Origin of the sequence: Psychrobacter sp. Choline-02u-9, from assembly GCF_002836505.1 — a bacterium.
In the GTDB taxonomy this organism is placed as follows: Bacteria; Pseudomonadota; Gammaproteobacteria; order Pseudomonadales; family Moraxellaceae; genus Psychrobacter.
In genome coordinates, this window is sequence record NZ_PJBF01000058.1 from 1 (window position 1) to 25,991 (window position 25,991).

Consider the following 25,991-nt stretch of genomic DNA (forward strand, 5'->3'; position numbering starts at 1 on the left):
GATTTATTTTTCCGACAGCATATCTATATAGTATAAATCTGCCAAAAAAAACCGCATATATTTCTATGCGGTTTTTTGGTTTATTCAGTACAGTAGTTATGAACTAAATATATTAATATTTATTTTCTACACGCCAGTCATCTACTTCACGCTCTGCGTCTTCTTTGGCATGACCATAACGCTCTTGTACACGGCCTACTAGCTTGTCACGGCTACCTTCGATATGGGTAAGGTCATCATCTGTTAGCTCGGCCCATTTTTGTTTAACCGAACCTTTCATTTGGTTCCATTCGCCTTTTAGAGTATGTTCGTTCATTGTATTATTCCTTTTATTGAACTTATTGTGTTTGATTTATTTCTTAATCACTATTTTAATGCTTATTTTGCGATATCGATTACTGATACTACTATTTAGTTTTTATTCTAATTGTATTGCACAAGGATAAATGATTGGTTCCAAATATCTTGTGAGATCAAATATAGGACTTTTCAATTCAGCTGTCTGTATATGCTATGTTTATAGTGTTACTTAATTATAGTGAGCGTTTACTAAGTGTTATATACAGGGCTGCTGTAGTAGTGCCACGTAAATTGCGTCTATTGTGCGTGATAATAATTTTTTCTATGAACTTGTTTTTTATATGAGTATTAAAAAATATATTATTTATTCAAAAATACTTATGTAGATAAAAAGCAGATACTCAAAAATAGAGTAGCTGCTTTTTTATTGTCTTTAAAATTGATTAAAAACTATCTCGTCGAATATTTATTCAAATACTGATGATAGCGTTTGGTGAGTTTTTTTATTCGTATACGATCAGCAATCAATGAGAAAACTGGCGAGGCAGTTGGTTTGGGCGATTTCCCTTGTCCCATGCGTTGTAATTGTCGCTTGATGACGGCCATTGTAGCAACCGCACTTAAGGTTTTATCTTTCCAGCGTACCACAGGATTGTGAGCACTAAGCGTATTATCACTTTTCCAGTCATTCGGTAGAGCAGGGTTCATGGCTAATGCGGTTCCCATACCAACCACGTCAATCCCTTGCGCCAGTACATCTTCTGCGACAGCCAATCGTCTAACGCCACCTGTCGTCATAATAGGCATGGTAGCAATTTGAGCAATCTCTTTTGCGAAGTCTAAAAAGTAAGCTTCTCGTTGCAACGTGCGACCATCTGCTGTGCTGCCTTGCATGGCTGGGCTTTCATAGCTGCCGCCTGATAGCTCAACTAAATCTACCGCCAATTCATTCATCGCTGAAATAACCACTTTAGCATCATCTGCATCAAATCCTCCGCGCTGGAAATCGGCCGAGTTTATCTTAACAGCGACTGCGAAGGTAGGCGCAACTTGAGCACGAACGGCTTTGATTACTTCGATCAATAGTCGCATACGATTCTCAATTGAGCCACCGTATTCATCTTTACGTTTATTGGTAAGCGGTGATAAAAATTGAGAAATTAGATAGCCGTGGGCGGCATGAATCTGTACACCATCGAAGCCAGCCTGTTCTGCTTTTAGTGCACTATCGGCAAACCGCTGGATCAATTGTTCAATATCTTGCTGCGTCATCGCACGAGGTCTGCCAAATAGATGGGAGTGCTTGCCCAAGTCAATTGCCACGTCAGAAGGTGACAGCACATCGCCGCCCATGGCAGCATATACTTGACGGCCAGGATGATTGAGCTGCATCCAAACCTGCGTATTGTTGTGCTTGGCAGCATTTGCCCACGCTCTAAAAGGCGCTATCTCACTGTGTTTGTCTAATACGACCCCACCAGGCCCTGTCATAGCGCGGCCATCCACCATCACGTTTCCCGTGATTAACAGACCTGTCCCGCCTTCTGCCCAATTCTTATATAGACGGAGCAGTGTAGGGCCAGGGACTTGACCGACATCAGCCATGTTTTCTTCCATGGCAGCTTTCGCTAAGCGGTTGGGTAATGTAGCGCCACAAGGCAGAACTAAAGGGGAGAATACAGGTGATGTCATGATAGCGGCCTAAAAATGGTTGTTTTGTGAAGCATGAGTTCTACTATGGGTTTGGCTATAGACATATGGTTTAAATGACTATAACCTTATAGCTAAGATATTCGCTATCGGCAATTGACCATTATCATCACATTTTTTTGGCACAATAGCACCTAAGCTAAATTACTGGTGTGTCGATATAATTATCTATTGAATAGGAAAACCTCTGCATTGAATGTATTAGCGCAAGATTTGACAGTCCCAGTAGAATCTAAACGTGAGCTGGCGAAAGCTAAGACTCGGCGTGCGTTATTAAAAAGTGCTTTGCGGTTGTATAGTTCGGAAGGTGCTCAGGGCATGAGCATGAATAAAGTTGCCAAAGGTGCAGGTATTGCACAGCCCAGTTTTTACAATCATTTTGAGAGCCTAGAGGCGCTGCAAAACGAGCTTAGTACCCAACTAAAAGACAATTATCTATCACCGATGCGACTGGCATGGGTCAATATGCTCAAAGATTATGATGTATTGAGTAAAGATCAGTTTAATCAGCAATGTCGACAATGCCTGATTATGATTTTTGATTCTGCATTTGAGAATATCGCACTGTTTCAGCATTTGCTCGAAGACCGTCCTAGATTTAGTGACAGTATAGAAAACCAGTCATCATTGAATAATGGACTGGGCAATCTGATTACCGAAATACAAGAAGAATGGACAGAGATATTTATTCAAGGATTGCAGTTATCCAATCGTTCTTGCGAGCGCAGCGATGTCAATCTATGCGTCGACATGGCGGCGGCACAAGTACATGAGTTGATATTGGGCTGTCATCAGCAGCGTTACTCAAGACAACAAGCGATTGCCACCTTGAGTATCAGCTTTGATGCACTGTTCGCCAATTTTTTGCACGGAAGCAATACTAGTCAGTAGTGATAATAAGCAAAAATTATTGTCATGAAATCTAGAACAAAAAACATAACAGGGAGAGTGACTATGGCCACAACCACGGCTGCACCAACGTTAGGCGAAGCACAAACGCACTTTAGAACGTGTACATTGTGCGAGGCGATGTGCGGCGTCGAAATAAAGCACGATGGCGAAAAAGTCTTGTCGATTAAAGGGGACAAAAACGATCCCTTTTCGCAAGGCTATATTTGTCCAAAAGCCACCGCTTTGCAAGATTTGCATGAAGATCCTGACCGTTTACGTCAGCCGGTAGAGAGAACGGCTGACGGTTGGAAATCTATTAGTTGGCCAGAAGCGTTGGATAAAGTTGCTGCAGGTATTCAATCCATACAGCAAAAGTATGGTCAAAATGCGTTGGGTGTTTATTTGGGTAATCCTAACGTACATAACATGGGCGGTATGTTGACCATCAAACAACTGCTTACCAGTTTAAAGACGCGCAGTCGTTTTTCTGCCACTTCTATCGACCAGCTGCCACATCATATTATTAGCATGCATCTGTTTGGTCACATGCTGCGCATTCCAGTTCCTGATGTCAATAACACACAATACATGCTTATCATCGGTGGCAATCCGTTGGCTTCTAACGGCAGTATCATGACTGCGCCCAACATGCGCCAAAAGCTAAAAGATATCAAAGCGCGCGATGGCAAAGTAGTGGTGGTTGATCCAAGACGTACCGAAACTGCCGACATCGCTAGTGAGCACCACTTTATTCGTCCAGCGACGGACGTACTGCTGTTATTAGCTATGTTGAATGAAATCTATACGCAAGGCTATGCAAAGCTCGATACTAGAGTGGCCGCTTTGGCACCTGAGATCGATCGACTTGTTTTGTTTGCTGAACAATACACACCTGAGTCAGTGGCAGGTATCACGGGTATTACCGCAGCCGAAACAAAACGTATCGTCAAAGAGTTTTGTGAAGCGGAAAGCTCAGTTTGTTATGGCCGTATGGGCATCTCGGTGCAAGAGTTTGGTTTGCTCAGCCAATATCTATCTATGGTCATTAATATCGTCACAGGTCGTTTAGATGAGGTGGGCGGATTGATGTTCCCGAATCCTGCTGTCGATGTTGTGAACAGCTCAGGCCCGGGCTATTTAGGTAAACGTCATAGCCGCGTCAGCAACTTGCCAGATTTTAATGGTGAGTATCCAGTGGTTGCGATGGCAGATGAGATGCTAGTCGAAGGGGAAGGCCAGTTAAAAGGATTCGTCACGGTCGCTGGTAACCCAGTTCTGAGCACACCAAATGGTGAAAAGTTGGACGAAGCACTATCTCAGTTAGAGTTTATGGTTTCGCTTGATTATTTTGTGACTGAGACCAGTCGCCATGCCAATATAATTTTGCCGCCTGTATCGCCGTTAGAGCGCGACCATTATGACATCACCTTTAATGGTTTTGCCGTGCACAATGTCGCCAAATATTCGCCTGCTTTGTTTGACAAAACTGACGATACCAAGCATGACTGGGAGATTTATTTAGGATTAGCAGATCGCTTAGACAAAGATGCGCCAGAAGCAACGCAAAAAGAACGCGCTGCGACAAAAGCCTTTGGTCCTAAGTTCTTGTTAGAGCAAGGCCTAAAGTATGGCCCTTATAAAGACGTGACATTCGAAGCACTGGTTGAAAATCCGCATGGTATCGATTTGGGTCCACTACATCGGATGTTGCCAGAGGCTATTAAACACGCTGATAAACAAATTCATCTTCATGTCGATTTTTATCAGTCAGATTTAGCCCGTGTTAAAGAGATGGTGCAACAGTACAACAGTAATGAGATTGTGCTAATCGGTCGTCGTCATGTACGTAGTAACAATTCATGGTTGCACAATAGCCATCGATTGGTAAAAGGTAAATCTCGCTGTACATTGATGTTGCATCCGCAAACGGCAGCGCAACATGGCATTGCAGACGGCCAAGATGTCAGAGTAACTTCTCGAGTGAGTAGTGTGGTCATTGCAGCAGAAGTGACGGATGAGCTGATGCCAGGAGTGGTCAGCATCCCGCATGGCTTTGGTCACGGCCGCAAAGGGGTTAAGCAAAAGATCGCGCAAGCGCACGCAGGTGTTAGCGTTAATGATTTGACTGATGAGACGTTGATTGATCAGTTGAGTGGTAATGCCGCAGTCAACGGTGTGCCTGTACAATTAGAAGCATTGGATATGGATGCAGATAGTTTATCTACTGCTACAGAGACTGTAGCAGAAGGCGCATTAGCATAAAGTTAGTCGCAAGTTCATAGACATACAAAAAAGGCGTTCACGTAAAGTGAGCGCCTTTTTTGTTTGTAAATTGAATATATCGCTTATCTTATTAAGCATTTATACCAATAAAGTCAAAATCAACGCTAGGGGTTTCGCCTTGGATTAGCAAACTAAGGGCTTTTGCAGAGCCGCAAGAGTGTGTCCACCCTAATGTACCATGTCCTGTATTGAGCCATAAATTGTCAAAAGTCGCTGAAGCATTATGACTACCATGTTTGACTTGACCACAGTGTGCGCGACCAATAAGGGGCACGTTCGATGGGGTCATCGGGCGCAGTCCTGTCCAATATTGTACCGAGTTTGCGATGATGCCTTTTGGAAATAATTGCTGCACACGCCGAGTGATGGCTTTACAGCGCGTAGTATTTAAGTCTAGGTTGTAGCCATTAAATTCAGCCGTACCAGCAACACGTAATTTGTCACCCAGTCGTGAGGTGACCAGCTTAAATTCATCATCAATCAAACTGACAAAAGGTGCTAAATGCGGCGCTCGCGGATTCACCGTATACGTAGCCGAATATCCCTTTGCTGGAAAAATAGGCACATGGATGCCCAAAGGTTTTAGCAGAGGTACGCTATAACTGCCAAGCGCGACCACATGACTATCAGCCGTGAAGGTCTGCGCATTTTCTCCTTTTGGACGGATAGTCATACTGTGTACATGCGGACGCGCAGAGTCAGTATCGGTATTGAGTGCTAAAATCTCGGTATCATATAAAAACTGTACACCAGCATCGATACAGCGCTGCGCCAAGCGCTGGGTAAATAGATGCGCATTGCCAGACTCATCACGGCTGGTATAGGTTGCCCCAGTGAGCTTATGTGCAATTGGGTAGAGCGCTGGTTCTAAGTTGACAGCATTATTGATATCAATCACGTGGCGCTCACAACCAAGCGCCTGCATGCGTTCAGTTGGTTCGATAGCCGCATCAAACTCTGCCTGATTGGTATAAAAATGCATGATACCGCGTGTTTGCTGCTCATAGTCGATACCAATATCCGCGCGCAGCTGTTGTAAGGTATCTCTTGAATATAGACCTAAGCGCACCATTTGCACTAGATTGGCATCGGCTCTATCGGCGCGGCACTCTTGCAAAAACTGCATGGCCCATTTGAGCTGTGCTTTATCCGCACGCAAGCGATATAGTAGCGGAGCATCTTCTTTAAACAGCCACTTGAGCGCTTTCATCGGGGTCGCAGGATTAGCCCAAGGCGTGGCATGTGAGACAGATATTTGACCGCCATTGGCAAATGACGTCTGCATACCTGCCGCCGGTTCGCGCTCAATCACAGTCACATCATAGCCTGCCTGACGTAGATACCATGCGGTGGTCACGCCCACCACACCTGCTCCGAGTACCGCAATATGTGTCATAGGATTCTCTATGCTCATGTTAGTCATGACGGTAACTCTTTATTGAACTACCGTCACCTTTGCTGCGTCGTTTGCCTGATTCGATGTGCTTTTATTTTGGGCGTGCGACATCTACTTGTAGTGCAGTTGGCAAGTCCAATATGCTCAAATCGCTTTCTGCCAATTGTTCAGGACGTGCCACGACCAAAGCGGTAAAGCCATCGTCATTTTTCATCGCATTGACCACTTGGATTTTATCGATTTTGTCACCTGCGTTTGGTGTCTCACCGGTGCCTTGTACATAGTGCAAAAATGCTTTGGGTGCAGATTTAAAGTAGATGCGAGCGATGACTTCCTGACCTAAGTAGCAGCCTTTATCATAGTCCATGCCGCCGCGCTGATGTAAACGCAGCTCTTGCGGTTGAAACTCACCTTGAGTCGCGGCCACAATCCAATAATTACCAGTAGCTAGGCTGCATGCCATCCAAGCCTGCGTATCTTCGGCGGTATTATGGTCGTCTTTATGGCTAAAAGTTGGCTCATCTGCTAGCACGCAAGGATAAATCGCTGCTGGTGCACTGGTCTCGAATTTAGAAAACGCCCCGTACTTATTAAGATGCGCCTGCAAAGACTCAGCACAGTCGCTACTGATGACCACATCATAATGTTTTTCTGCTTGTTTTTTGATCCAGATACCGAACTCAATACGACCTTTTAGGTTACCGATAGCGGCAGCCTGATAGCTAAGCCCGAGCTTGGTAACGTCACAAGTTAATTGCCCTTGCAAGAATTTTTCGGCGTCCTCGCCTTGGATAGTTAACTGCGAAAACTGCGGTACAGCTGCTAGATTGGAAGACTGAGTCATTGTTATTATCCTTCTGGTGAGAGCTTTTATTAATAATATAGAGGGTAAATCGAAGTGATAAAAATTATATGGGCGCTTTTATCATTGACAGTATTTGTGCACATAAATCTAAATGAGGCTAAGAAGAGTACCACAAAAAACCCTGTCATAAAAAACGTCATCAATAAGCGATGAGTTAAGTGTTAAATTGGGCATAGAGTTTGATTTTCAAGCGTACAAATTGGTTAAAGATGGTGAGTTACGGTACAATATCAGCTCTACAATTAACCTAATGTACGATGGCTGCCGAGGAAATAATGAGCTTACCAAATTGCCCTAAATGTGATGCTGAATATACGTACGAAGATGGTGCGTTACTGGTATGTCCTATGTGTGCTCATGAATGGACGGCGGCTGAGACTGATGCAGCGCAAGCTGAAGACCAAGACGCAGTTATACGTGATGCTGTTGGCAATGAGCTACAGGACGGCGATGCCGTGACTGTAATCAAAGACTTAAAAGTCAAAGGCTCTTCAATCGTGATTAAGGTAGGAACGAAAGCGAAAAGTATTCGCCTGTTGCCAGATGCTACTGACGGTCATGATATCGACTGCAAACTTGATGGCTACGGACCAATGAAGCTTAAGTCTTCTGTGGTCAAAAAAGCTTAAATTGTAAAAACTTCTTGAAAGATTCAATAATAAACAAATATAAAATAGACGCTCAATCACAAAACATTGTCGCTATAAGTAGAGAATAATTATGAGTACTAAAAACGAACAGCTTTTTGCACAAGCACGTAAACATATCCCAGGTGGTGTTAACTCGCCAGTCCGCGCCTTTGCAGGAGTTGGTGGTACGCCAATCTTTATGCACCGTGCCAATGGTAGCAAAATTTATGACACCGAAGACAATGCTTATATCGATTATGTCGGTTCTTGGGGCCCAATGATTTTGGGTCATGCGCATCCAAAAGTCATCGATGCGGTGAAAAAAGCGGCTGATGATGGTCTAAGCTTTGGTACACCAACACCGTTTGAAACCACCGTTGCTGACAAGATTTGTGAAATCGTGCCTAGCGTTGAGATGGTTCGTATGACTAGCTCTGGTACAGAAGCGACCATGAGCGCGATCCGCTTAGCACGTGGTTATACTCAGCGTGACAAAATCGTGAAGTTTGAAGGCTGCTACCATGGACATTCAGACAGCCTGCTAGTAAAAGCAGGCTCTGGCATGCTAGATATTGGTGAGCCAACGTCAAAAGGTGTGCCAGCAGATTTTGCTAAGCATACTATTACGATTCCTTATAATGATCCGCAAGCGATTAAAGATTGTTTTGAGAAATGGGGTGAAGAGATTGCCTGCGTTATCTTAGAGCCTATCGCTGGCAACATGAACATGGTTATCCCGACACAAGAGTTTCATGATACGTTGCGTACAGAATGTACTGCCAATAGCGCAGTATTGATTTTTGATGAAGTCATGACAGGCTTTCGCGTTGGTCTTGGCGGCGCGCAAGCCCATTTTGGTATTGATCCAGACTTGACCTGTTTCGGTAAAATCATCGGTGCTGGCTTACCCGTTGGTGCTTTTGGTGGTAAAAAAGAAGTCATGTCTTGCATCGCGCCACTTGGCGGCGTCTATCAAGCTGGCACGTTATCAGGCAATCCACTAGCGATGCGCGCTGGTATCGCTATGTTTGAAGACTTAACGGCAGACGGTTTTTATGACGAATTAGCAGCGAAAGTTGATCACCTAGTAGACGGTTTCCAAGCAGCAGCTGACAAACATGGTATTCATCTACGTACCAATAAGCTTGGCGGCATGTTTGGCATGTTCTTTGTTAAAGACAGCGCAACTGAAACACCAGAGAATTTCGATGACGTGACAGAGTGCGATATGGACGTATTTAATACTTTCTTCCACGGTATGCTAGATCGTGGTATTTACTTGGCACCCTCAGCTTATGAAGCAGGCTTTATGTCTATCAAACATAGCGATGAAGACATTGATGCGTCAATCAAAGCAGCTGATGAGATATTTGCAGAAATGGCAAAAGCATAGTTTAGCCATGTAAGTTATTAGCTAACTAAAAAGTTAAAGTTTAAAAAACCAGCAAGGTCATCCCGTGATCTTTGCTGGTTTTTTTGTTTATCGATATCTTATTTATAATCATGTTGGGAATAATATAAAGTATTTTTGAAGATTGTTTGTATAGACATTAGCGTGACTGATGCTTATACAGTTCTTGCCTGCGCATCCGAAAAACAGACAATAAGTTATGATATTCTGAGGTAAACCCAGCCAATTAAGCAAGGATGCAAACGAATGAGTACCAGTACTTCTAGCAATACCGCGCCACTATGGCAAGCCACTTACGACCAATACGGCCTAGACAATCATTTGGATGTATTGGAAGGTAAGCACAACCTAATTGACTTACTGCAACCAAAGATCGAACAGCATAGTGAATTTCTAGCTTTTAGTATGGGTGCGGCGTCGCTCACTTTTAGGCAGCTAGATATTGCCAGTCGACGTTTTGCTACTTTTTTACAAGCGCAAGGTGTCGAGAAGGGTGATCGTATTGCGGTACAACTGCCAAATATACTGCAGTATGCCGTGGTACTGTTGGGTTGCCTACGTGCAGGTGTGGTATTGGTCAATGTTAATCCCATGTATACCCAATATGAATTGGCACATCAGCTCACTGATGCTCAAGCATGTGGTCTAATTGTGCTAGATGGTATGAGCACTGCTTATGAGCAATTAGATGACACAGTCAAAGCGCAGTTAAAATGGGTGGTCAGATGTTCCATTGATCCTAGCATTGCTGATAACGACATTGCCTTGCTCAGTCAGATTGGCTCAGAACAACCTGCGGACACAGATGAACAAACACATGCTTCCTCCGAATCATCAAATGAGTCATCACAGCACAACATAATGTTTGCCTATATTATGCAAGCCTATGATGCAAAAGCGTTTAAAGCCGTTACGATTGAACGTGAAGATTTGGCCCTACTGCAATATACAGGTGGTACGACTGGCAAGCCAAAAGGCGCTATGCTCACTCATTATAATGTCATGGCAAATGTCTGCCAGTGCTACGCGATGTTTGGTAAAACGATTGAAGCCAATCGTAGCGAGCAGATTAAAATACTTAATCCCTTACCGCTTTATCATATTTTTTCGTTTACGGTCTGCGGCTTGCTAGGTCTTTATGGCGGCTGGGAAGATATATTGGTCACTAATCCACGTGATATCGATGGTTTAGTGAATACCATTGAACAGCACGGACCTCATGTTATCCCTTCAGTGAATACATTATTCATTGGCATGCTGCATCATCCAAAATTCGCTAGTCTAGATTTTAGTCGTTTAGCCTTATCTATCGGTGGCGGCACAGCGATTATTAAAGCGGTCTCTGATCAATGGCAGCAAGTGACAGGTATGATTATTAGCGAAGGCTATGGAATGTCTGAGACGGCGCCTGTTATTTCTTTCAATCCGTCTGGCATTACAGAGTTCAATGGCAGCGTTGGACTGCCGCTTGCTTTGACAGATATCCATATCATTGATGAGAATGGGAATACGTGCCCAACAGGTACAAAGGGTGAGGTCTGTATCAAAGGGCCTCAGGTCATGCGCGGTTATTGGCAGCGAGACAATGCAGATACTTTTACCCCAAATGGCTACTTTAGATCAGGTGATATTGGCGTTATGAATGATGAGGGGTTTTTGACACTCGTCGACCGTAAAAAGGACATGATATTGGTGTCAGGGTTTAACGTATATCCCAATGAAGTAGAGGCTTCATTGACTGAACATCCTAAGGTGCTAGAAGTCGCTGTAATCGGGGTAGCAGACGACTATAGCGGAGAAGTACCAAAAGCATTTGTGGTCAAAAAAGATGCGAATCTCACCGTAGAAGAGCTACAAGACTTTGCGAGCAAGCGTTTAACTGGTTATAAGCGTCCACAGTCCTATGAGTTTATCGATGAGCTACCTAAGACTGCTGTTGGCAAAATATTACGCAAATCCTTACGATAAAAAATGTGTCATTTCGCTTATAAAAACAAGATGACATCAACGAAGCTATCAATATAATTAAAAACTGGGCTGCTAAAAATAGTAGCCCAGTTTTTTTGTCATTTAATTTATATAATGACTAAACTTTATCGTGCTTTATCAAACTTACGATCTCTCAAGCTCAGATTGCCTCGTAGCACATCGCTATACATACGAAAGTCGCTAACAAAGCTTTTCAATGGAAACTTAAAAGAAGCGGGTTTGTTCTTTTCAAAGAAAAAGTGTCCAACCCATGCACAGGCATATCCGGCGGCAATGCCCTTTACCAAAGGTTTGGTTGAGCCAGTTTTGACAGACTTTGCCAGTCCTAATAAGCCAAAGCTACTACCTGCAAAATGTAGGCGACGACAGGCGATATTTTGATGCTCATCTAAATAAAAATCATAAAATGCCTGTTTGGGCGAGTTTTCAGTTTTTACCATGTCTTTTTTAGCGCTACTGATAGGGGTCTCAGTATTTTGGGTAGCGTCTTTTGTGGTGGTCTGATTCATGTGGCTAGCTTCCTTGCTGGTGGGTTTGATAACTATTAATTACAGATGGTTTTTAACCGATTAGCTGGTGGCTTTTGAAGTAAATTATACGGATAAAAATTCTGTAAATAACGGTTTTTTATCATGATATTGATAGCTTTCAATGTAGCAAACCGATATGCGTAACACAAGCGCTAGATGCTGAGTCGCTACCTGTTAGCTTATAGGGTGGTCTTCGATGTCCCCACTACAGTTTTGCATCGCTTGCGAGTGTTTGGCATAAATGCTTTAATGATAAAATTGCCCTGATTTTTGTGGTTATGACTTTTTTCTATACATGTGATTTTATAACTATATAGCACGTGATTTTGGTAAACTATCCACTCTCTCTAACACGGTGACGACTTGTCCTATGCCTATTGACTACCTTACGAATCCGCCAATTGGCGACGATGAAATGATGGCAGCCATCGATATTGGTTCCAACAGTTTCCATTTAGCTATTGCTCGTCTTGACCATGGGGAAGTGCGAAAAGTAGTCTCAATGTCTGAAAAGGTACAGCTCGCCGCCGGTTTGGACGAAAATAATATTCTAAGCGCAGCTGCTGAGCAGCGCGGTCTTGATTGTTTAAGCCGCTTTGTGGCGCGCTTGGATTCAGTACCGCCAGAGCGGATTCGTGTGGTCGCGACCAATGCATTGCGTCAAGCCAAAAATGCTAACGACTTTATCTCCCGTGCCAATAAAATTCTGCCAAAACCTATTGAGATTATCGCGGGCCGCGAAGAGGCGCGATTGATTTATTTGGGCGTCTCGCATACCAACGAGAGTAGTGATAAACGCTTGGTTATGGATATTGGCGGTGGTTCGACAGAGTTTATTATTGGTCAAAATTTTGATCCATTATTGACTGAAAGCTTACAAATGGGCTGCGTTTCTTTTACCCAAAAATTCTTTGCTGACGGCCTGATTACTAAAGAAGCTTTTAATAGTGCGATTTCAGGTGCACGTAAAGAAGTCTTAGCGATTAACGGTCGTTATCAAAAGACAGGCTGGAGTAGCGTAGTCGGCTCAAGCGGTACAATCAAAGCGGTGCGTAATGTCCTAGTGTCAAAGGGTTGGGCCGATGAGCAAGAACGCATTACTTACAAAGGTGTCAAAAAATTAGAGAAATTGCTGATTAAGATTGGCAATATTGATGATATCGAGTTAGAAGGCGTCAAAGAACATCGTAAAGCCGTATTTCCTGCTGGCGTGGCAGTATTGCGCGCTGTGATGAAAGTGCTGGGCGTTGAGACCATTACTTATTCAGATGGCGCGTTACGTGAAGGCGTTATGTATGACATGCTAGGCCGTTTCGCTAGTGAAGATGTGCGTGACCGCAGTGTATTGGCATTAATTAAGCGTTATTCAGGGGACAAAAAGCAAGCCAAACAAGTGGTAAAAACTAGTCGCCATTTATTTGAACAAGTAAAAGATAAGCTTGCGCTGTCCAATGATGATTGCGACTTGCTCAGACGTGCTGCTTTCTTGCATGAGATAGGACTGGCAATCAGTCACAGTAGCTATCACAAGCACAGCGCGTATTTGCTGGAGTACTCGGATATTCCAGGGTTTTCGCAAGTCGATCAAAAACGCATGGCGCAGTTGATGCTTAACCATCGCCGCAAGCTCAAAGCCGATATGCTAGAGCAGACTTGTCAGATTGGTGGTGATCAGCTGGTTTACCTTTGCTTACTGTTGCGCCTCGCCGTACTGGCACATCATAGCCGCAGTGATTACGCGCTACCAGAGCTGGAATTAAAGGTAGTCGCTGAAAACAGCTGGCAAATCACTTTAGTAGATAGCAGTGAGCATTATGCGTTCTTGCTAGCAGATTTGCGTACTGAGATTGACCAGTTTGCTAAGTGGGGCGTACAGCTTAGTGTGATTGAAGCTCAAGAGGCCGAGACTCCAGAGATTGAGCAGTTACCATTGTAAGTATTGAGTTAAAGATTAACGTAACAAAAGCGGCGTTGTCGATAATGTCATGCTATTTAAGATGTGCTACTATAGCTCCTATTGAGTTTACAACTGTACTTTCATTATCTGAATACGGATAACGATATTATTCTTAAACATAAATACATTAAGTATAATTATTAAAGGGAAGCGTCTATGAGCACTGTCTGGGATAGTGTGCAGCTTGCACGACACGCCAAGCGTCCATTATTTATGGACTATGTTAATCAGCTTTTTACCGAATTTGACGAGTTGCATGGCGACCGTGCTTTTGCCGATGACAAAGCCATACTAGGTGGTCTTGCACGTTTTGATGGTCAGCCTGTGATGGTAATTGGTCAGCATCGTGGTCGTAGCACCCGTGAGCGTATTGCTCATAACTTTGGTATGGCCAATCCTGAAGGCTATCGCAAAGTGATTCGTTTGGTCAAAATGGCTGAGCGCTTTAACATTCCTGTGATGACCTTTGTCGATACCCAAGGTGCTTACCCTGGTATTGGTGCAGAAGAGCGCGGACAAGCGCAAGCGATTGCAGAAAGCATCGCTGTATTCTCTAGTCTGAAAGTGCCTGTGATTGTGACTATCATTGGTGAAGGCGGCTCAGGCGGCGCATTGGCGATTGGTGTCGGTGATAAAGTAAATATGCTACAAAACAGCATTTACTCAGTGATTTCGCCAGAAGGCTGTGCTTCTATCCTCTGGAAAACCGCCGAGAAAGCACAAGACGCTAGTGAAGCATTGAAATTAAATGCAATCAACCTTTACCAAATGGGTTTGATTGACGCTGTCATCGAAGAGGGCGAAGGCGCACATGTGCAGCCACAACCTGTGATGAATGCGCTAAAAGCACTGATTACTGAGCAGCTTGATGAGATTAAAGATTTAGATCCTCAAGAGCGTTGTGAGCTACGTTATGAAAAGCTAAAGTCTTTTAACTCAGAAGTGATGTTGCCTGCTTAATTGGTTGCTATGGCGCCTTTATTGTTAAGTCGCTATTATTCAATAATAGGTTTTTCATATTAGAGTTTGAGTCTTAATGCTAAAATAAAAACGTGTCATTCAATGGCGCGTTTTTTTATGGCTGTTACTATATAAAGCCCTCAATACAAAGCACCTAACGCAATGTATTGATTAACGTAGGTGCTCACACATCAGCACGATAGTAAATGTACAACCGCTTAATAATAACTAAGGCTGAATATGACCAGCAGCGCAATCATCTCACATCCTATTAAATCAATTGCCGATTTGCCAGTTGATAAGACACTAGCAACCGCATTATTGAGCAGTATGTCTGTGTATAGTGATCAGCTGCACGGTCGTCGTCTTTGGCTGGCATGTAGTGGTGGGCGTGATTCATTGGCACTTGCAGCGCTGTGTGTGCAGCTCTACCGACAAGGTAAATTGCCATGTCTGCCGCAGCTGTTACATGTCGATCATGGGTTACAGTCGGATAGTTGGCATTGGGCTAAGCATGTTGCCAACTGGGCGCAAGCGCAGCAGTTGCCTTGTCGCATTTTACAGGCACAAGTGAATGGGCATGATGAGCAGGCCGCTCGGCAAGCGCGTTATAATATTATGCGTGCTCATATTAACCAAGATGATGTATTGCTATTAGCGCATCACGCTGATGACCAAGCTGAAACGGTATTAATGCGATTGATTCAAGGAGCAGGAGTCAACGGTCTGTCTGGTATACAGCCGTGGAGTGTACGAAGACAAGGCGGGCAGCGCAATGTCCTGTGGCGACCTTGGCTCACGATACGACGAGCCAATATTAGCGCCTACGCCAAGCGCTTAGAGTTGCCTTATATAGATGATCCTACGAATGACAGCGGTGACAATGTGCGTAGTGGGCTACGCCGCGACATCATGCCAATACTGGCTACATACAATCACAATGTCATCGATAATATTGCTCGTAGTGCGCAGCTGTTAAGTGATGCACAGGAAACAGTCAATGCTCAAGCTATGCAGGATATGCAGCAGACAGAAAATACAGACCTGCAACTTTTACCTGCACAGCGCGTGCTAAATATCGATACGTTGCAAAAGCTACCCATGTATCGTCAACGTCAATTATTGCACTATTGGCTCGGTCAAGATGAGCCGTTACCACCTGCTAAGCAACTCGTCGATGATGTGTTAACTCTAAGCCAACGTGATAACCAAGATCATCAAACAGAACTGTTTTGGCAAGGTCGTAAGGCATCTTATACCATTCGGCGCTATCGTCAGCAGCTCTATCGTATGAGCAGCGAGTGGCTGTCTTGGCTGAAGTTACCACTGACCGAGCAGGTGCTGCCACTATCCAGACTGACCTTATCTAGTAACTTATTTAGTCATTCAGCTGATAATTTAACATCAATCATCATGCGTAGCAGTGATCGTTATACTTGGCAGTTGCAAGTAAAAGCAGATGCGCTGGTACGATTGTTAGAAAATAGTGCGGACGGTATAGCACAGCAGGCAACGTTAAAAATAGCACCGTTAGACCGTAAGCAACGGCTAAAGACTGAGATGGCTGCGCGCCCACAAGCAGGCAAAAAACTATATCAGACGCTTGGGATTCCATTATGGCTACGGGAAAGCCTGATGGTAGTCAGCATCACCTTTATAAAAAAATCTGAAGTTGGAAGCGAAATAGAAACTGATATTCCTCTATTACTAGCATCACCATTTGAGAGTTGGCTTTTGAGTTCTGAGCAGACAGATAGCGATGCCAAAAGCAATCAATTAGCTGAGTACATCAAAAGTGAGCTTAGTCTAAAATAGAAAGCGTTGAAAGTTTAATATTCGTTGGCTGACTCATTGATTTTTATCGGATTGATATCAGGCGCGACATTTTGAATTTATCAAACGGCGATAGTGGCAGTATGATAAACTGAGTGTCGTTTTATATATCAGTATGTTAAGTTGAATACCTTTGAATTTTGTGACTAGGAGACAAGTATGTCGGTATTAGATAATAAAAAAATCAGTTTTATTGGTGGCGGAAACATGGCACAAGCGCTCATTAGCGGGCTTGTGGGTTGCGGCATCAAACCAAATTTGATCACGGTCGCCGATCCTAGCAGCGATGCACGTGAGCAATTAGCCGCCAAAGGTCTAAATACTGTTGATCCAATGGCTGATCCAAAGTCTGCTGTGATCGGTGCGGATATCGTGGTGCTAGCAGTCAAACCACAAATGATGAAAGTGGTGGTAAGTGCTTTTGCTGACGTATTAGACACTCAATTGGTCATTTCAGTGGCTGCAGGCTTATCGACTGATCTTTTATCAAACATGCTAGGCGGCTATAGCAATATCGTCCGTGCAATGCCAAACACGCCTTCTATGATTCAGATGGGTGCGACTGGCCTCTACGGTACAGATAACATCTCAGCAGAACAGAAGCAGCTAGCAACGGCCGTTATGGAAGCCTCAGGTTTGGTCATGTGGGTCGATGACGAAGAGCATATGCATGCGGTCACAGCCGTATCAGGTTCAGCGCCAGCGTATATGTTTTACTTCATCGAATCGATGGTCGATGGGGCAGTTGCATTAGGGCTAGATAAAGAACAAGCCTCAGCGCTTGCTATGCAAACCATGTTAGGTGCTGCAAAAATGGCGATTAACAGTGATGATGCACCAGCTGAGTTACGTCGTAAAGTCACTTCACCGAACGGTACTACTCAGGCAGCGGTCGAGTCAATGCAAGCCAATGAGATTGGTCGTCAAATCAGCGAGGCCATGCAAGCTTGCTATGATCGTAGCCAAGCGTTAAGTGAAGAGATGAGTAAGTAAACACTGACAAGGTGCGCTGTGAGTCACCACTGACGACACACCTTATGTAATCATCAGCATCTGATAATGACATTTGTCATCCTAGAGTCTGTTAATAATGTCACATTGAGTAGCACTTCATGAACAACATGTTATTTCAAATTTTTGATTTGGTCACCACATTCGCTATGATGCTGGTGTTTATTCGTTTTATGTTGCAGTTTGCAGGGATGGATGCGAGCAATCCGATGATTGCACCTGCCTATAAAGCGACACATATCGTCGATGTATTTGGGCGTATTTTCCCGACTGTTGCACAGGGTCGTATTAGCATTGCCGCTATCGTGCTGATGTTTTTGATTCGTCTAATCGACATCTCTGGAAAGGCCGCATTGACGCATAAAAGTATTGCCCCTGTACCGCTATTTTTCACGGGTACGACTAGCTTATTGTTAGACTTTTTACGCATGTGTCGCTATCTAGTGATTGGTTCTATCATCGTTAGCTGGATTGTGGTGTTTACCAGATCTGAGCATCCGATTATTGGCATTATTATCAATTTGGCTGAGCCTATTTTGGCCCCGTTTCGTCGTATCACACCGAATTTAGGTATGCTCGACTTATCGCCAATGGTCGCTTTCTTAGCATTTTATTTGCTGGAGATATTCATCGGGGGTTTGGCTGCGAGTGTGTTGCCAACCTTGGGTTAAGACTAATAGAATTACATTTAAAAACTGTCATAAAAAAGGTGCTCTATATAAATATGGAGCGCCTTTTTTATATCTATCATTTGTATCTTACGTTAAACATTTATAAAGCGATTGGGTATCAATTGCGCTTTAGCATTGTCAGGATGCGGTGCGTCAGCCGCGCGCAAGGTTTGGGTAATCCAGCTGTCGGCGGCTTTTACCGCATCGATGAGCGCATCGCCCATTGCCAAGCGCCCAGCGATAAAGCTGGCAAGAGAACATCCTGAACCATGGAACTCACCATCTAAGCGCGGTAAGGTGCTTTTATGCACCATTTCGCCCTGTATATATAAGTACTGCTCGATATCACCACTATCAAAATCATGTGAGGTTTTCACGAGTACCGCATGAGTGCCTTGAGCACATAGCTTCTTTGCCCCGACATGTAAGTCTTGCTCTCCGCTAAGCGCACGTAGCTCATGAGTATTTGGAGTGATTAAAGTGGCGTAGGGCAGCAATTGTCTAAAGGCGCTAACCAGTGTTTTCTCATCGCCCAAGCTACCACCGCTATTTGCGACTAGTACAGGGTCTAAGACAAATGGCGTATCATTATCGATAACTTGATCAGCAAATAGTTTGGTCAACATTGCGATATTATCAATGGTGCCGAGCATACCTGATTTGATAGCACTAACAGGTAAGTCATCAAGCACCGCAGTAGCTTGGGCTTTTACCAACGATGCCGCACAAGCCTCAAAGCCAAACACCTGTTGCGAGCTTTGGATAGTGACCGCCGTACAAGCGATGGCTGCATGTGCCCCTGACTGTCCAATGGCCTCGATATCCGCTTGTAATCCAGCACCGCCTGAAGGGTCCAATCCTGAAAAACACAGTACGACAGGTCGCATAACAGCTCCTTTTGAGATATTTTAAAGTAAGTGACAAATACTATAGCCACCTACTACTAAAAAATCTATCATAGTCTTATGCTTATGCTTATGCTTATGCTTATGCTTATGCTTATGCTTATGCTTATGCTTATGCTTATGGATGAGGTATAAGACGGTAGAGTGAGTAGACCTAATATTAGTAAGCAGTTTGGTCGTTATATTTAGCAATGATATGTCGCAATTTTCCTTATAAAAATGCAATATAAGTACTTATATCTATAATTTTGATAAAAGCCGCATTAAATCTGTAGACAACGCTTGCAATTCGTTTTGGCTTTGTTATAATACTCGCCCACGACATGAGACGTATTGTTAGCATCAATACTATGTTTATAGATTTTTTATAAATGTCTTGAATCGTTAGGTGAAGTGGGTGAGTGGCTGAAACCAGTTCCCTGCTAAGGAACCATACGTGTAAGCGTATCGAGGGTTCGAATCCCTCCTTCACCGCCATTTATTCAGTTGTTATTAGAGTAATAACGCAATATACTGCGTTAAACATTTTAATAATTAATTCAAAAAATAATTTGTTCTAATTAAAAAAAATGTTGACACAAGCGATATTATCTATATAATGACCAACCTAATTTACTGCAAAAGATATTATCTTCGCAGTGGATAAAGTGCAAAATACGCGCCTGTAGCTCAGTTGGATAGAGCACTTGGCTACGAACTAAGGGGTCGGGAGTTCGAATCTCTCCAGGCGCACCATTTGCATAATAGCTTAATTTAAGCTGATAAAACATTAAAATAATCGCCTGTCTTATGACAATTGGCGGTTTTTTTATGTCTGTAGCTTTTACCCTTCTACTTATTTATTCTACGATCATCTCCTGTGTATAACATGATTGGATAGCCAACTAATAATATTAAAGAGCCATCTATGATATCGGACAGTCATTTAGGATAATGTACGATAGCCCCACCATTTACGGTACAATAGCGTTACTATTCACTGCTTGCTATGAGCTTGTACCATGTCAAAAAGTCCATCTAAACGTCTGTCAAAAACGACTCGTAAATCAAAGCCTCAATCGAGTGCGCCTGTACAGCAAGATCCTAACGAAGAGCCAACCATCGCTAAGCCTATGATTCGTGTCGTGGCGATTCTCTATGATGGTATGCTGATTTTGGCGCTGTTATTTTTGGTAGGAACGATACTAACCGTCGTTGGTACGCTGTTGACTATGGAAACGGGTACTGAATCCTCACAAGCTCAGTCACTGCCGCTCTGGTATCAGAACGCCATTATGACGCCATCATTTGTACTGACGCTCGTGGCGTTCTACGGGATATTCTGGCGCCGTGGTGGTCAGACATTAGGTATGCAGACGTGGCGATTAAAAACGATTAATGATGCAGGTCAATGGTTAACGTGGGGTCAGTCGTTTAAGCGTATTTTGGCCGCTTGTTTGATGCCGCTGATTTTCGGCATTATTGGCAGTCTTATTGATGGATCACGCGCCGCCTTATTGGCCAGCGCGTTTCTTGGTTTGGTATTCAACTATGTGTTCTGCCTGTTCAACCCTCGCGGTCTGGCAGTACAAGACATGCTGTCCAACACCATCACCCTAAAAATGCCAAAAGTAACACATGAAGGGTTATGGCGCGGTTTTAAAAATCGTAAGAAGAAACTGTAGTCTGATTTTATTAACGTAATAACTCTTATCGACGTAATAATGTAGTTGTACTAATGATCAATTAATTCAGCTTAAACAGTTACATACTAACGCTTTGAATCAGCCATGCGGTGTAGCCCATAAAGAACAGTACCAATGTGGCACCTGACGTACGACCGAATTGGCGTTTTGTTTTAAAGGCAAACACGCATAGTGTCACTAGCAATATCGTCAAGACTCCCATCGCCATCACATCACGTGACAGAATCACTGGGTCGGCGGCGATAGGGGCAATAACGGTTGCCAAGCCGACAACTGCCAACGTATTGAAAATATTAGAGCCGATGATATTGCCGAGCGCCATATCATGCTCGCCTTTACGGGCAGCTGACAGGCTCGATACCAGTTCAGGCAATGAGGTCCCAACGGCGACAATCGTTAGACCAATGATAAGCTCACTAAGCCCCCATAGCGTTGCTAACTCGACAGCACCCCAAACGATAGCGCGTGAGCTAGCTACGAGCATCAGCATACCGATAATTAAACTGACAATACCACGTGTTACGCTTGGTTCTAGCTTTTCTAAGCTCTCTGAGTTATTTGAGTGCTCTAAGTTATTTGAGTGCTCTGAGTCAGCATTAGCCACGACTACATCGTCTTCGTGCTCATGATATCCTTCGCGTATACTCATTATGATCTGTAGTCCTAAGACGGCGACCAATAGTATTAATAGTACGATACCATCAACTTGGCTTAATGTCCCATCACGTAGCTGCCAAGCGGCGATGACAGTAATCAGTAGCAGTAAGGGCAAATCGCGCTTTACGATGCCTCTACGGATGATAATAGGGCTAATCAATACGGTTGCACCGAGTACCAATGCGATGTTGATGATATTTGAGCCATAAGCGTTACCTAGAGCCAGCTCAGGGCTGCCTTCTATCGCTGCTAGTACTGATACCACCATCTCAGGCGCTGACGTACCTATACCCAATATTAAGACACCAATCAAGAAGCTAGGCACACTAAATTTCTTTGCTAGTGCTGTCGCCCCATCAATGAAGACATCGGCACTCCAAACTAAAATTGCTAACCCAATCAGTATTGCAAGCGCTGCCAACCACATCGGTATGTTTCCTTATATATGATGAAAAATATGAGTTTAATAGAGAAAAATTGCATAAAAAAAGCCGAATCTTGATTTAGATTCAGCTTTCCTTTTAGCATCGAGATTTTTAGTAATAATAGCAGCTAATTCAAAGATGTAACTTTGTGTTTATCTTAAATTTACCAAAACCTCACCATCCTGTCATATTAAGCAACTTGTACAGGAATGATATTTGCTGTGTCTTTAACGGTGTTGTCTTCGTTGCAATAGACCAGTTTTGGCTGATACGTTGACGCTTCAACTTCATCAAAATGCGCGTAAGCACAAATGATAACGATATCGCCCAAATCTGCCATATGAGCCGCAGCACCATTTAATGAGATAATACCAGAGCCCGCCTCAGCACGGATAGCATAGGTGCGAAAGCGCTTACCGTTGGTCACGTTATAGATATCAATAGATTCATTTTCGCGTAGACCAGCAAGATCTAATAGATCGCCGTCGATACCGCAAGAGCCTTCATAGTGAAGTTCAGCGTGGGTAACACGGGCACGGTGTAATTTGCATTTAAGCATATTAAGTAGCATAGGTTGGTTCCTTGGCGTAACTGATATTAATTAACTAAATCAAAAGGTTAATGGGGATAAAACTGCCAAAATAAAAGGTCATTATCATTGAATGACTATATTATTCTGGTAATTTAAAGCCATTAATTTGTGAACGTGCTTTTTCGACATCACCATCTAACAACAATGGGAGCGCTTCAAAAGCAGCTGTCAGCGCGCTATCAATCGCAATCTGCTCATCAGGAGATGCTTTAGAGAGAACGTGTCCACTAACTTTAGACTTGTGACCAGGATGGCCGATACCCACACGCAGGCGATGAAAATCATTGCCAATATGCGGCGTGATATCACGTAGGCCGTTGTGACCACCATGTCCACCGTCTGTTTTGAGTTTGATACTACCAGCTGGAATATCGAGCTCATCATGAGCAATCAACAATTCATCATTTTTGATGCCATAGAAATTTACCATAGGCACCACTGACTGACCAGATTTATTCATAAACGTCAGCGGCATAAGTAAACGCACATCAGATCCATGAATCTGCCCACGCCCTGTCACTCCATGAAATTTCTTATCAGGGGAGAGCGTGATATTAAACTGCTGAGCCAAATGATGGACAAACCAAAATCCTGCATTATGACGCGTAAACATATACTGCTGACCAGGATTACCAAGACCGACAATAAGCTTTATGGCCATAAAAACACCCTGCTTGAATTTGATAAATAGGGGTAAGGTTTGAGGTACTGATAGACAGTTTATTTTCAAACCTTACTTACAAAAACAGCAGGAGATTTTAATCACCTGCTGTCTTATTGACTAAACGAATGTATCACTAACCAGCACAAAATAATGCACTAGTTAGAAATAGTATATTACTCGCTGTCTTTGTTTTCTTCAGTACCGTCGTTTTGCTCAGTTGCTGGTACTTCATCAGCATCAACGTCAGCATCAGCATCAACTTCTTCTACTGTTGGTGGCTGCATGTTAACGATAGTACGGTCATGGCCGTCTTCTAGCTCAAGCTCATGAATAACAACGCCTTCAGGAAGTTTGATGTCTGATAGACGGAACAAATCACCGATTTCCATGCCTGATACATCTACTTCTAGGTATTCAGGAAGTTGTGATGGTAAGCAGATAACTTCGATATCAGATACTAGAGTAGATAGTACACCAGCAGCAGCAGTACCAGGCGCATCTTCACGACCAGTGAAATGAACAGGAACGTTCATGTGGATTTTCTGACCTTTTACAATGCGCTGGAAATCAGCATGCATTGGGAAGCCTTTAGCTGGATGGCGCTGCAAGTCTTTGATAACAGCTTGATGCTCTTCACCGTCAACGTTGATAGTCAAGATGTGTGAGAAAAACGCTTCGAATTCTAGTGATTTTACTAGTTCGTTAAGCTTGATAGAGATAGCTGTTGGCTCTTCGTTACCACCATAGATGATAGCAGGAACTAGGTTCTGCTTACGTAGGCGGCGGCTCGCACCTTTACCTTGTAGTTCAGCAGCACGATCAACGGCGTTTAGTTCAAAATGATTAATGCTCATGGATATAATCCTATAAAAAAAATGATGAAGTGTCTGGTCATAAAAAAGTGGATTTGCGACCAATCCACTAATACGTGATGATAGCTAATATTATCGTTACGAAGAAAACTCGCAATGTCTAAGCTTAGCCATTTGCTTATAGCAGCGCTCGCTACGATAATTACCATAACGATGGTTGCTGTTAAGCATGATCAGCACTTTTGATAGTGCTAGCCTAACAAAAACAACGAAAAGGTCAGCACAGGCGCGCATTATACGTGATTCTGTAGCAATAATAAAGACCTACGCAAAACGCCTACACAAAACAAAGCGCCAAGTAAGGATACTTGACGCTCTGTTTTTTAACTATTCAAGATGTCTTACTACAGTCATTGCTACTAAAAATTACTGTAATAGCTGTTTTAAAAATAACTGTATCAGTTTAAGCGTCAAACATCGCGCTAATAGATTCTTCGTTATTGATACGGCGTAAGCTTTCAGCAAGCATCGGTGCAATACTTACCTGACGGATTTTGCTACAGGCTTTGGCTTCAGCAGATAGTGGAATTGTATCGGTCACAACCACTTCATCCAATGCAGATTCGCTGATGTTTTTCAGTGCGTTACCTGATAGGACAGGGTGCGTGATATAAGCTAAGACGCGACGTGCACCATTTTCTTTCAATGCTTCAGCCGCTTTACACAATGTACCTGCAGTATCGACCATATCATCAACGATGACGCAATCACGGTCACGAACATCACCAATGATGTGCATTACTTGTGACTCATTGGCACGAGCACGGCGCTTATCAATAATTGCCATGTCGGTATCGCCTAACTGCTTGGCCATCGCACGTGCACGAACCACACCGCCTACATCAGGTGAAACAACCATGATATTGTCATAGTCTTGCTTTTGTAGGTCGTTTAGCAATACAGGTGTGCCGTAGATGTTGTCTACAGGGATATCAAAGAAACCCTGAATCTGATCTGAGTGCAAATCAACAGTCATTACGCGATCGATACTAACGATGTTTAGCATGTCAGCAACCACTTTAGCCGAGATAGGTACACGAGCTGAGCGTGGACGACGATCCTGACGAGCATAACCAAAATACGGCATGACAGCTGTGATACGGCCAGCACTAGAGCGACGCAAGGCGTCAGCCATCATCATGATTTCCATCAAGTTGTCGTTGGTCGGTGCACAAGTAGGCTGCATGATAAACACATCTTTACCACGTACGTGTTCTTTGATTTCCACGGCAATTTCGCCATCAGAAAAACGCGTGATGTCAGCTTTACCAAGAGGTATGTGAAGATGATCGGCTACGGTTTTTGCTAATTCTGGGTGGGCATTACCCGTAAAAATCGCCAAATAAGGCATGACAGAAGTCCTATTGATTGACTCAAGCAGCGACCGCTAAGCAGTGTCAAACTGCTCAAATTAAGAAAAGAGTGGTGAAGGTATTGAAGTATACTATTACAGTAAAAAATGGCAGGGGTAGCTGGACTCGAACCAACGGATGTCAGGATCAAAACCTGATGCCTTACCAACTTGGCTATACCCCTGTAATGTCTAGGCTATGAACAACTGATATATAATAGCGACTAAGTAGTCGTTCTCAATATAGTGTCATGACCTGTCAGTTATCTAAAAAACGGATAAACCGTTTAAAACATAACTTTTCCCTAGCGGTGTCCATTGCGAACTATACCGAAACTGGGATAACGTTGTCAATGACAATAAGATAAGTGGCTGTCTATAAACCGCTTATACTAGATGTATCT

Annotated in this window: 22 protein-coding genes and 3 tRNA genes; 13 read left to right on the forward strand and 12 right to left on the reverse strand. The window is 43.5% G+C overall.

Annotated elements, in window-relative coordinates; translation table 11 throughout:
- Positions 1-112 precede the first annotated feature (112 nt).
- Both CXF69_RS10135 and CXF69_RS10140 read right to left on the reverse strand, forming a co-directional pair.
- Entirely contained in the window at positions 113-316 is a 204-nt protein-coding gene (locus CXF69_RS10135; RefSeq protein WP_057758006.1) for a CsbD family protein, read from the reverse strand.
- Positions 317-750: 434 nt separating this feature from the next.
- Positions 751-1,992, reverse strand: coding sequence for an NADH:flavin oxidoreductase/NADH oxidase family protein (locus CXF69_RS10140; RefSeq protein WP_102078702.1), 1,242 nt, complete (start codon positions 1,990-1,992; stop codon positions 751-753).
- Positions 1,993-2,202: 210 nt separating this feature from the next.
- Here CXF69_RS10140 and CXF69_RS10145 point away from each other — a divergent pair, with 210 nt between their 5' ends.
- Both CXF69_RS10145 and CXF69_RS10150 read left to right on the forward strand, forming a co-directional pair.
- Positions 2,203-2,901, forward strand: a complete 699-nt coding sequence (locus CXF69_RS10145) for a TetR/AcrR family transcriptional regulator (protein ID WP_180952658.1) — start codon at positions 2,203-2,205, stop codon at positions 2,899-2,901.
- A gap of 63 nt (positions 2,902-2,964) precedes the next feature.
- Positions 2,965-5,163: a molybdopterin oxidoreductase family protein gene (locus tag CXF69_RS10150; protein WP_102078704.1), complete on the forward strand. Its 2,199-nt coding sequence runs from the start codon at positions 2,965-2,967 to the stop codon at positions 5,161-5,163.
- A 91-nt stretch (positions 5,164-5,254) separates the two neighbouring features.
- Here the strand turns inward: CXF69_RS10150 and CXF69_RS10155 are convergent, their stop codons facing one another.
- Positions 5,255-6,607: a D-amino acid dehydrogenase gene (locus tag CXF69_RS10155; RefSeq protein ID WP_228706772.1), complete on the reverse strand. Its 1,353-nt coding sequence runs from the start codon at positions 6,605-6,607 to the stop codon at positions 5,255-5,257.
- 64 nt (positions 6,608-6,671) lie between these two features.
- Positions 6,672-7,424 carry a CAF17-like 4Fe-4S cluster assembly/insertion protein YgfZ gene (locus CXF69_RS10160; RefSeq protein ID WP_101205153.1) on the reverse strand — a complete coding sequence of 251 codons (753 nt, stop codon included), beginning with the start codon at positions 7,422-7,424 and terminating at the stop codon, positions 6,672-6,674.
- 296 nt (positions 7,425-7,720) lie between these two features.
- Here CXF69_RS10160 and CXF69_RS10165 point away from each other — a divergent pair, with 296 nt between their 5' ends.
- The 3 genes from CXF69_RS10165 (at position 7,721) to CXF69_RS10175 (ending at position 11,453) form a co-directional block, all read left to right on the forward strand.
- Entirely contained in the window at positions 7,721-8,074 is a 354-nt protein-coding gene (locus CXF69_RS10165) for a zinc ribbon domain-containing protein YjdM (protein ID WP_057758016.1), read from the forward strand.
- A 91-nt stretch (positions 8,075-8,165) separates the two neighbouring features.
- The gene (hemL, locus tag CXF69_RS10170) at positions 8,166-9,467 is read left to right on the forward strand and encodes a glutamate-1-semialdehyde 2,1-aminomutase (protein WP_102078705.1); all 1,302 of its coding nucleotides are present in this window, start codon (positions 8,166-8,168) and stop codon (positions 9,465-9,467) included.
- A 264-nt stretch (positions 9,468-9,731) separates the two neighbouring features.
- Positions 9,732-11,453: an AMP-binding protein gene (locus tag CXF69_RS10175; protein WP_102078706.1), complete on the forward strand. Its 1,722-nt coding sequence runs from the start codon at positions 9,732-9,734 to the stop codon at positions 11,451-11,453.
- A 125-nt stretch (positions 11,454-11,578) separates the two neighbouring features.
- Here CXF69_RS10175 and CXF69_RS10180 read toward each other — a convergent pair whose 3' ends face one another.
- On the reverse strand, positions 11,579-11,914 hold the full coding sequence (locus CXF69_RS10180; protein ID WP_201556086.1) for an Mpo1-like protein: 336 nt from the start codon (positions 11,912-11,914) through the stop codon (positions 11,579-11,581).
- Positions 11,915-12,374: 460 nt separating this feature from the next.
- Between CXF69_RS10180 and ppx the strand changes: the two genes are divergently transcribed.
- The 5 genes from ppx (at position 12,375) to CXF69_RS10205 (ending at position 18,436) form a co-directional block, all read left to right on the forward strand.
- Complete coding sequence (gene ppx, locus CXF69_RS10185) at positions 12,375-13,940, forward strand: exopolyphosphatase (protein WP_102078708.1); 1,566 nt, start codon at positions 12,375-12,377, stop codon at positions 13,938-13,940.
- A 177-nt stretch (positions 13,941-14,117) separates the two neighbouring features.
- Positions 14,118-14,921 (forward strand): acetyl-CoA carboxylase carboxyltransferase subunit alpha, encoded by an 804-nt coding sequence (locus CXF69_RS10190; RefSeq protein ID WP_102078709.1) that lies wholly within the window; start codon positions 14,118-14,120, stop codon positions 14,919-14,921.
- A 240-nt stretch (positions 14,922-15,161) separates the two neighbouring features.
- Positions 15,162-16,736, forward strand: coding sequence for a tRNA lysidine(34) synthetase TilS (tilS, locus tag CXF69_RS10195; RefSeq protein WP_102078710.1), 1,575 nt, complete (start codon positions 15,162-15,164; stop codon positions 16,734-16,736).
- Between the two features lie 177 nt (positions 16,737-16,913).
- Positions 16,914-17,747 (forward strand): pyrroline-5-carboxylate reductase, encoded by an 834-nt coding sequence (proC, locus tag CXF69_RS10200; protein WP_102078711.1) that lies wholly within the window; start codon positions 16,914-16,916, stop codon positions 17,745-17,747.
- Between the two features lie 119 nt (positions 17,748-17,866).
- Positions 17,867-18,436, forward strand: a complete 570-nt coding sequence (locus CXF69_RS10205) for a YggT family protein (protein ID WP_102078712.1) — start codon at positions 17,867-17,869, stop codon at positions 18,434-18,436.
- Between the two features lie 92 nt (positions 18,437-18,528).
- On the opposite strand, the gene CXF69_RS10210 is transcribed toward CXF69_RS10205, so the two are convergent.
- Positions 18,529-19,323: a hydroxymethylpyrimidine/phosphomethylpyrimidine kinase gene (locus CXF69_RS10210; protein ID WP_102078713.1), complete on the reverse strand. Its 795-nt coding sequence runs from the start codon at positions 19,321-19,323 to the stop codon at positions 18,529-18,531.
- A gap of 405 nt (positions 19,324-19,728) precedes the next feature.
- Here CXF69_RS10210 and CXF69_RS10215 point away from each other — a divergent pair.
- The 3 genes from CXF69_RS10215 to CXF69_RS10225 all read left to right on the forward strand — a co-directional run bounded on the left by CXF69_RS10215 (position 19,729) and on the right by CXF69_RS10225 (position 21,005).
- A tRNA-Ser gene (locus tag CXF69_RS10215) sits at positions 19,729-19,818 on the forward strand.
- A 181-nt stretch (positions 19,819-19,999) separates the two neighbouring features.
- A tRNA-Arg gene (locus tag CXF69_RS10220) sits at positions 20,000-20,076 on the forward strand.
- A 266-nt stretch (positions 20,077-20,342) separates the two neighbouring features.
- Entirely contained in the window at positions 20,343-21,005 is a 663-nt protein-coding gene (locus CXF69_RS10225; RefSeq protein ID WP_101205144.1) for an RDD family protein, read from the forward strand.
- Between the two features lie 79 nt (positions 21,006-21,084).
- Here the strand turns inward: CXF69_RS10225 and CXF69_RS10230 are convergent, their stop codons facing one another.
- From CXF69_RS10230 to CXF69_RS10255, 6 genes are all read right to left on the reverse strand, one after another.
- Positions 21,085-22,110: a calcium/sodium antiporter gene (locus tag CXF69_RS10230; protein WP_102078618.1), complete on the reverse strand. Its 1,026-nt coding sequence runs from the start codon at positions 22,108-22,110 to the stop codon at positions 21,085-21,087.
- Between the two features lie 188 nt (positions 22,111-22,298).
- Positions 22,299-22,679 carry an aspartate 1-decarboxylase gene (panD, locus tag CXF69_RS10235; protein WP_010196068.1) on the reverse strand — a complete coding sequence of 127 codons (381 nt, stop codon included), beginning with the start codon at positions 22,677-22,679 and terminating at the stop codon, positions 22,299-22,301.
- Between the two features lie 100 nt (positions 22,680-22,779).
- A complete protein-coding gene (pth, locus tag CXF69_RS10240; RefSeq protein ID WP_101205142.1) occupies positions 22,780-23,361 on the reverse strand; it encodes an aminoacyl-tRNA hydrolase in 582 nt (193 codons plus the stop codon).
- 176 nt (positions 23,362-23,537) lie between these two features.
- Complete coding sequence (locus CXF69_RS10245) at positions 23,538-24,218, reverse strand: 50S ribosomal protein L25/general stress protein Ctc (protein WP_057758040.1); 681 nt, start codon at positions 24,216-24,218, stop codon at positions 23,538-23,540.
- Between the two features lie 421 nt (positions 24,219-24,639).
- Positions 24,640-25,587 carry a ribose-phosphate pyrophosphokinase gene (locus tag CXF69_RS10250; RefSeq protein WP_057758042.1) on the reverse strand — a complete coding sequence of 316 codons (948 nt, stop codon included), beginning with the start codon at positions 25,585-25,587 and terminating at the stop codon, positions 24,640-24,642.
- Positions 25,588-25,696: 109 nt separating this feature from the next.
- Positions 25,697-25,772 (reverse strand) — tRNA-Gln (locus CXF69_RS10255).
- Between the last annotated feature and the right edge of the window lie 219 nt (positions 25,773-25,991).

Coding starts and splice junctions, on each gene's coding strand:
- CXF69_RS10135 (WP_057758006.1), bottom strand. CDS start 316: ATGAACGAACATACTCTAAAAGGCGAATGGAACCAAATGAAAGGTTCG.
- CXF69_RS10140 (WP_102078702.1), bottom strand. CDS start 1,992: ATGACATCACCTGTATTCTCCCCTTTAGTTCTGCCTTGTGGCGCTACA.
- CXF69_RS10150 (WP_102078704.1), top strand. CDS start 2,965: ATGGCCACAACCACGGCTGCACCAACGTTAGGCGAAGCACAAACGCAC.
- CXF69_RS10155 (WP_228706772.1), bottom strand. CDS start 6,607: ATGACTAACATGAGCATAGAGAATCCTATGACACATATTGCGGTACTC.
- CXF69_RS10160 (WP_101205153.1), bottom strand. CDS start 7,424: ATGACTCAGTCTTCCAATCTAGCAGCTGTACCGCAGTTTTCGCAGTTA.
- CXF69_RS10165 (WP_057758016.1), top strand. CDS start 7,721: ATGAGCTTACCAAATTGCCCTAAATGTGATGCTGAATATACGTACGAA.
- hemL (WP_102078705.1), top strand. CDS start 8,166: ATGAGTACTAAAAACGAACAGCTTTTTGCACAAGCACGTAAACATATC.
- CXF69_RS10175 (WP_102078706.1), top strand. CDS start 9,732: ATGAGTACCAGTACTTCTAGCAATACCGCGCCACTATGGCAAGCCACT.
- CXF69_RS10180 (WP_201556086.1), bottom strand. CDS start 11,914: ATGGTAAAAACTGAAAACTCGCCCAAACAGGCATTTTATGATTTTTAT.
- ppx (WP_102078708.1), top strand. CDS start 12,375: ATGCCTATTGACTACCTTACGAATCCGCCAATTGGCGACGATGAAATG.
- CXF69_RS10190 (WP_102078709.1), top strand. CDS start 14,118: ATGAGCACTGTCTGGGATAGTGTGCAGCTTGCACGACACGCCAAGCGT.
- tilS (WP_102078710.1), top strand. CDS start 15,162: ATGACCAGCAGCGCAATCATCTCACATCCTATTAAATCAATTGCCGAT.
- proC (WP_102078711.1), top strand. CDS start 16,914: ATGTCGGTATTAGATAATAAAAAAATCAGTTTTATTGGTGGCGGAAAC.
- CXF69_RS10205 (WP_102078712.1), top strand. CDS start 17,867: ATGAACAACATGTTATTTCAAATTTTTGATTTGGTCACCACATTCGCT.
- CXF69_RS10210 (WP_102078713.1), bottom strand. CDS start 19,323: ATGCGACCTGTCGTACTGTGTTTTTCAGGATTGGACCCTTCAGGCGGT.
- CXF69_RS10225 (WP_101205144.1), top strand. CDS start 20,343: ATGTCAAAAAGTCCATCTAAACGTCTGTCAAAAACGACTCGTAAATCA.
- CXF69_RS10230 (WP_102078618.1), bottom strand. CDS start 22,110: ATGTGGTTGGCAGCGCTTGCAATACTGATTGGGTTAGCAATTTTAGTT.
- panD (WP_010196068.1), bottom strand. CDS start 22,679: ATGCTACTTAATATGCTTAAATGCAAATTACACCGTGCCCGTGTTACC.
- pth (WP_101205142.1), bottom strand. CDS start 23,361: ATGGCCATAAAGCTTATTGTCGGTCTTGGTAATCCTGGTCAGCAGTAT.
- CXF69_RS10245 (WP_057758040.1), bottom strand. CDS start 24,218: ATGAGCATTAATCATTTTGAACTAAACGCCGTTGATCGTGCTGCTGAA.
- CXF69_RS10250 (WP_057758042.1), bottom strand. CDS start 25,587: ATGCCTTATTTGGCGATTTTTACGGGTAATGCCCACCCAGAATTAGCA.